The organism is Bradyrhizobium sp., from assembly GCF_047605465.1.
Classification (GTDB): Bacteria; Pseudomonadota; Alphaproteobacteria; order Rhizobiales; family Xanthobacteraceae; genus Bradyrhizobium.
The window spans coordinates 1-6,332 of sequence record NZ_JASGFS010000119.1 but is presented as its reverse complement, the minus strand read 5'-3'; the positions used below and the strand labels follow the sequence as shown (position 1 = coordinate 6,332).

5 protein-coding genes and 1 pseudogene are annotated in these 6,332 nt (G+C 66.6%); 4 read left to right on the top strand and 2 right to left on the bottom strand.

Annotated features, from left to right (window positions below; all coding sequences use genetic code 11):
- The coding region (locus QM712_RS35890) for a PepSY-associated TM helix domain-containing protein (protein WP_415027876.1) at positions 1 to 1,124 on the top strand (1,124 nt) is incomplete at its 5' end.
- The gene (locus tag QM712_RS35885; protein ID WP_415027875.1) at positions 1,121 to 1,330 is read left to right on the top strand and encodes a hypothetical protein; all 210 of its coding nucleotides are present in this window, start codon (positions 1,121 to 1,123) and stop codon (positions 1,328 to 1,330) included. The genes QM712_RS35890 and QM712_RS35885, both read left to right, overlap by 4 nt.
- 37 nt (positions 1,331 to 1,367) lie before the next feature.
- Here the strand turns inward: QM712_RS35885 and QM712_RS35880 are convergent, their stop codons facing one another.
- Positions 1,368 to 2,399: a LacI family DNA-binding transcriptional regulator gene (locus QM712_RS35880; RefSeq protein ID WP_415027874.1), complete on the bottom strand. Its 1,032-nt coding sequence runs from the start codon at positions 2,397 to 2,399 to the stop codon at positions 1,368 to 1,370.
- Positions 2,400 to 2,471: 72 nt separating this feature from the next.
- On the opposite strand from QM712_RS35880, the gene QM712_RS35875 reads away from it, so the two are divergent.
- Together QM712_RS35875 and QM712_RS35870 are read left to right on the top strand one after the other, a co-directional pair.
- Positions 2,472 to 3,794 (top strand): MFS transporter, encoded by a 1,323-nt coding sequence (locus tag QM712_RS35875; protein ID WP_415027873.1) that lies wholly within the window; start codon positions 2,472 to 2,474, stop codon positions 3,792 to 3,794.
- 25 nt (positions 3,795 to 3,819) lie between these two features.
- Positions 3,820 to 5,591, top strand: a pseudogene (locus QM712_RS35870) (gamma-glutamyltransferase).
- A gap of 33 nt (positions 5,592 to 5,624) precedes the next feature.
- Here the strand turns inward: QM712_RS35870 and QM712_RS35865 are convergent.
- The coding region (locus tag QM712_RS35865; RefSeq protein ID WP_415027872.1) for an LLM class flavin-dependent oxidoreductase at positions 5,625 to 6,332 on the bottom strand (708 nt) is incomplete at its 5' end.

Below are 6,332 nucleotides of genomic sequence, written 5' to 3'. Positions count from 1 at the left end.
TGGTTTGCACCCTGTTCCTGCTCGTCATCTGCGTGACCGGTCTTCCACTCGTGTTCAAGGACGAGATCGGCGACCTCCTCTATGACGGCCTGCCGTATTCGGAGGTGCCGCCGAATACGGCAAACGCCAGCCTGGACACGCTTGCGGCCAGCGCCCGCAAGCTGTTCCCGGGCGAGGCGATCCTGTCGATCTTCGTCGACGACGACGAACCGAAGGCGATCGTCTTCATGGCCCCGTCGCTGGAAGCCTACGCGGCGAATCGCAAGATCGGCCATGCGATACGGCTGGATTCGCGAACGGCCGAGCCGCTGAAGCAGTACAAGCCCGCCAATCAGGCGGATGTCACCTTCATGGGCACGATGTTGCGCCTCCACAAGGACCTGTTCGCGGATCTGCCCGGTGAACTCTTCATGGGCGGCATGGCCGTCCTGTTCGTGGTCGCCCTGGTGTCGGGCGGTGTCGTGTATGGCCCGTTCATGCGCAAGCTGGAGTTCGGCGCAATCCGCACCGATCGCGCCCGCGCCAAATGGCTCGACTATCACAACATGGTCGGCGTGATCGTGCTGGCCTGGATGCTGGTCGTGGGCGTGACGGGCATCATCAACGAGCTGACCACGCCGATCTTCGCGATGTGGCAGCAGAGCGAAGTGCAGGCGATGCTCAATCGCCACAAAGGCAAGCAGACGCCGCCCGAGTCCGGGTTGTCCTCGCCCCAGGCGGCCTTCGACGTCGCTGCGAAAGCCGTGCGAAGCATGACCCCGATGTCCGTGATCTATCCGGGTTCGCCGATCGGAACGCCGACCCATTACATCGTGTGGATGCGGGGCGACGAAAGCCTGACGTCGCGGCTCAGGAACGCGGTGCTTGTCGATGCGGCAACGGGCCGTCTCGAAGGCCAGGTCAAGATGCCCTGGTATCTGCTCGCCCTGCAGGTGTCGCGGCCGCTCCATTTCGGCGACTATGGTGGACTGCCGCTCAAGATTCTGTGGGCTCTGCTGGACATCGCGACCATCATCGTCCTCTCCACCGGCATCTATCTCTGGCTGAAACGGGCGCGGCAGCCCCGGCCTGATCTCGCGCGAGGCCTCACGCCGCTATCTGCCGTTGGCGAAGCGGCCGAATGATGCGCGCGCAGACGGTCTGGCGGATTTGGGCAGCACCCCTGATGTTTGGCGTGCTCATCATCTTCGGACTGTTGTCTGCGCTTCTCGGCGGCGGTGGCGTCTGGTGGGGCCTGTGCTGGGCCGCTCTCGCGGCGCCCTTGATCGCCATGGTCCGGTTCGCGTTGAAGGCACGCGCCTCCAGGCGTCGGCACACGATGGTTTCCTGAATGCGCTTTCGGCGCTGCCTCTGGTCCGAAGCGCGTTCTAGCCGGCTGCATCCCGGCGCAACGTCGATGCGCGGATCCGCAGCGATGGAATGACGGCCGCGTGCTCGACCGGCACCTTGCCCTGCAGCAACGCGATCAACACCTCCACGCCGTCCCGCCCGGCGCGATCGCCGTGAAGGTCCAGCGCGGTGATCGGAGTCTCATGGCCGCGCGCCAGTTCGCTGTCGGAAAGCGCCGCGACGCGGAGCTCGGAGGGAACGGCGATGCCGAGGGAACGCGCGGCGTCGATGATGCCGGTCGCGAAGCGGCTGGTCGCTGCGACGATCGCATCGGGACGCGGCTTCGTCCGCAGGGCCGCAACGGCCTGTTCCCTCGCGCCCTCCGCTCCGGATGTCTCGCTGACATGCTCGATTACTGCTGCGATGCCGTGGCTCTGCGCCCAGGCCTTGAACGCCTCTTCGGACTCCACCAGCCAGCTATTGCGGTCCTTGCCCGACAGGAACAACAGGCGGCGCGCGCCGGTTGATTCCAGGTGATCGAGCAGCGCTCGCATGCCCGAGACGTCGTCGCGCGCGACAAGTCCGGATGTGCGATTGCTCCCGTGCTCGGGGTCGATGGTGACGACGGGTATCTTTCGCTTCAGCAACTCGGTGAGAACCGGATCCTGCTTCGTCGGGCTGACCACGATGCAGCCGTCGATCGGAAAGGCACGCCGCGCCGTGGCGAGAGGGGACGGCATGTGTAGCAGGCCGTAGCCATGACTGATGGCCGCGGTGGCGGCGCCGCCCGCGACGCGGATGTGAAACTCCGTGCCGTTCATCGAGCCCGAAATCGCATCGCTCGGCCGGAACACGATGCCGAGGACGCCGGTGTCGCCGGTGCGCAGGCTGCGTGCGGCCGGATCGGGCCGGTAGCCGACCCGCTCGACGGCTTCCAGCACCAGCTTCTTCGTCTCCTCGGAGGCGCGTCCCTTCTCGTTGAGGACGTGGGAGACGGTCGTGATCGAGACGCCCGCGGCCTCGGCGACGTCCCGGATGCTGACCCGTCGTGCTGACCGCATGTCGTTCATATGGGCTCCTTGACAGTAGAAAAACGTTTTGGCAATAGAGCCAAAACGTTTTGGCAATTTGGGGAGGAGCCTATGTCAGATTTCGTTGCGGTGTCCGGTGCGCGCGCGAGCGAGCCGTCGGTGGCGCGGATTGCGATGGCCAGCCTGATCGGGACGGCGATCGAATGGTACGATTTCTTCCTGTTCGGAATCTGCGCCGCGCTGGTGTTTCCGAAGGTCTTCTTCCCCGCGTCGGATCCGACGACCGGCCTCTTGGCCTCCTTCGCGACGTTCGGTGTCGCGTTCCTGGCGAGGCCGCTCGGTGCGATCTTCTTCGGACATTTCGGCGACACGGTCGGCCGCAAGGCTGCGCTGGTGACGACGCTGCTCCTGATGGGCATCTCGACATTCCTGATCGGCCTCGTGCCGAATTACGCGAGTGCCGGCCTTTGGGGCCCGATCATGCTGGTCGTCCTGCGCGTCTGCCAGGGCATCGCCATCGGCGGCGAGTGGGGTGGCGCGGCGCTCATGGCGATCGAGCATTCGCCGCAAGGCAAGCGCGGCCTCTACGGCGCCTTCAGCCAGATCGGCAATCCGATCGGCTTCTTCCTCTCGAACGCGGTGCTGCAGGTCGTGATTCTCCTCACCTCGGAAGCGGCGTTCACCGAATGGGGCTGGCGCATCGGCTTCCTGATGAGCGGCGTCCTCGTCGTGTTCGGGCTCTATGTCCGGGTCAGCGTTTCCGAATCGAAGATCTTCGAGGACGCCCAGCGAAAGGTGCAGAAGGATCGCACCGCGCAAAAGGTCCCCCTGCTGCAGCTCTTCAAGCACCACTGGCGCGTGCTGTTTCTCACGGTCCTGTTGCAGGCGGCTTTCTCGTTCGGCTCCTACGGCCTGATCTCCTACTACGGCGCCTATACCCGCACCTCGCTCGGCCTGCCCTCGAGCTGGGTCCTGGTGTCGGGCATGATCGGCGCTGTCGCCAGCATTCCCGCCTATTTCTTCTTCGCGCGCCTGTCGGACCGCATCGGCCGCAAGAAAGTCTACCTGATCGGCGTGACCGGTTGGCTCGTGATCGCCTTTCCGTTCTACTGGCTCATCAACACCGGCACCTATGCCGGCATGATCGCCGCGAGCGTCCTCGGATGGTGCGTCGGACACGCCGGCACCTATGCGGTGCAGTCGAGCTATCTGGCCGAGGTGTTTCCGACCCAGATCCGCTACACCGCGGTGTCGGTCAGCTATCAGCTGGCGTCGGTGCTGTTCAGCGGTCCCGCGAGCTTCATCGCGGTCGGATTGTTCGCTTCGACCGGAACCATCTATTCGGTGTCGGCGATGGTGGCGGTCGGTGCGATCCTGGGCCTGCTGAGCCTCCTCAGCCTCCGCGAAACCTACGACCGCAGCCTGACGTCCTGATCGCTGCACGGTGGAGATCCGAGCCATGAAGGAATCCAGGCAAAACGTCAGCCGTGATGCGGCGGTCGGCAACGGCGGCGCCGTCGCAGCCGCTCGCCGCGTCAGTTCCGAAGCGGCAGTGCGGATGCTGGAGATGGGAGGCAACGCCGTCGACGCGGCGGTCGCTGCCGCCCTGGTCGCGGGCGTGGTCGAGCCGATGGAGACCACGCTGGCCGGTTCGGGCTTCATGCTCATCCACGATCCATCGACCGGCCGCGCTCACGCGGTCGAATTCGCGCCTCGCGCGCCCGGCGCGGCCAGTGCCGGCATGTTCACGATCGACGAGAGCAGGACGATCGACCGCGGCCTCGGCGTGTCCGTCGTCGTGGGCGATGAGAATGTCGAAGGCATTCGATCGGCCGGCATCCCCGCGACCCTGGCGGGACTCGCGAAGGCGGTCGAGCGATTTGGCCGTCTTTCGCTGAAGGACGTCGCAAAGCCCGCGATCGAAGCCGCGCATGACGGCTTTGGCGCCGACGCCTATTACGCCCTCGAGGCCTTGGCGAACCTGTCCGCGTTGCGTGCCAATCGCACCGCGGCATCGACCTATCTCGTCGACAACGATCCGCCGGTGGTCCCTCATCTCGGGGAGACCTCGCTCGGCACCGCGCCCGTCATTCGTCAGCAGGCGCTCGGCCGCACACTCGAGATGTTCGCCGCGAGCGGCGCGCATGCCTTGCGCGAGGGCGAGGTCGGCGACATGCTCGGCAGCACCTTCGCCGAATTCGGCGCCGTCCTCACCCGCGAGGATCTGCGCTCGGACAACGTCGCGGTCGTCGAGGCGCGCCCCACCCGATTTCGCGGCTATGACGTCTGGGGCGCGACGGCGCCGAGCGGCGCACTGACGCAAGCGGAGATGCTGAACCTCTGGTCCGCGCTCTATCCGGAGCGAGCGCCGTCCGAAGACAACGTGGAGCGGATCCGGCATTTCGAAGCGGTCAGCCGCCACGCTTTTGCGGATCGGTATCACTGGCTTGGCGATCCCGATTACGTGCCCGTCCCGGAAGCGGGCCTGCTCTCCGCCGGATACGCGAAGGCCATCGCCGAGAAGATCCGGTCGGGTGTCGCGCCGCGAGGCCCGGCCAGTCTCACGCCCTGGGATTATTTCGCGGGCTACGCCGCCAACGATCCCTGGGCGTTCGAGCCCGACGCGCAGAGGAAGCGAGTCTGGAATCCGCAGGGTTCGACCGAGCCGACGTCCGGAACGACGCATATCTCGGTCATCGATCGCGACGGAATGGCGGTCGCGCTGACGCATACGGCCGCGGGCCATTTTGTGGCAAGGTCGTTTGTCCCCGCACCGGGCTGCTGCTCGATTGCGCGATGGGCTGGTTCAACGCCAGGCCGGATGCCGCCAACAGCATCGCGGGCCGCAAGCGTCCGCTGGCCAACATGGGGCCCATGCTGGTCACGCGCGACGGGCAGGCCGTCGCGGCCATCGGCGCTCCCGGCGGCCGCCGCATCATAAGCTGCGTCGTGCAGCTGATCATCAATCTCTGCGAACGGGGCATGTCCGCCGAGAGCGCCATCAGCGCGCCGAGGCTCGATGCCAGCGGCCACGCGCTTCTCGCCTCCGAGGAATTGGCCGGCGTCCTCGACGGCGCGGCGAATGATCGCGTGACGTGGTCGCCGGTCGCGACCCAGCATGCGCCCTTCGGCTACGAGCTGGCGCGGCCGGTGCTCGTCACGCGCGACGGGACCGGCGAACTGCGTGCCGTCACCGATCCTCGCGTCAGGGGAAGCGCGTTCGCGTTATGAGACTTCGCGCGGGTCGTCGGGATGCCGCCGGCCTCACCGCCAGCCGAGCGCGGGCGCGACGTGCGTGAGGATCGCTTCGATCGCGTGCGCGCAATAGGCGACGCCGAGCTGGTTCGGAACGGTCAGCAGCAGTGTGTCGGCCTCGGTGATCGCCTCGTCTTGGCGGAGCTGTTCGATCAGCGCATCGGGCTCGGCGGCATAGGAGCGGCCGAAGATTGCGCGGGTCCGCGGGTCGATGAAGCCGATCTGGTCTTCGCCTTCGCCGCCCCTGCCGAAATAGGCGCGGTCGCGATCGTCCATCAGCGCGAAGATGCTGCGGCTCACGGAGACGCGCGGCGTGCGGGTGTGCCCGGCTTCCTTCCAGGCGGCGCGATAGGCGCGGATCTGGGCGGCCTGCTGCACGTGGAAGGGCTCGCCGGTCTCGTCGTTCTTCAGCGTCGAGCTCTGCAGATTCATGCCGTGCTTCGCTGCCCACACCGCCGTCGCATTCGAGCCGGCGCCCCACCAGATGCGCTCGCGCAAGCCTTCGGAATGCGGCTCCACGCGTAGCAGGCCGGGCGGGTTCGGAAACATCGGCTGCGGATTGGGCTCGGCAAATCCCTCGCCGCGCAGGAGGTCGAGGAAGACTTCGGCGTGGCGGCGGCCCATGTCGGCATCGCTCTGACCCTCGGCCGGCCGATAGCCGAAATAGCGCCAGCCGTCGATCACCTGCTCGGGCGAGCCGCGGCTGATGCCGAGCTG

Excerpts from the sequence above, each read along its gene's own strand:
- QM712_RS35885 (WP_415027875.1), top strand. The coding sequence starts at position 1,121 with ATGATGCGCGCGCAGACGGTCTGGCGGATTTGGGCAGCACCCCTGATG.
- QM712_RS35880 (WP_415027874.1), bottom strand. The coding sequence starts at position 2,399 with ATGAACGACATGCGGTCAGCACGACGGGTCAGCATCCGGGACGTCGCC.
- QM712_RS35875 (WP_415027873.1), top strand. The coding sequence starts at position 2,472 with ATGTCAGATTTCGTTGCGGTGTCCGGTGCGCGCGCGAGCGAGCCGTCG.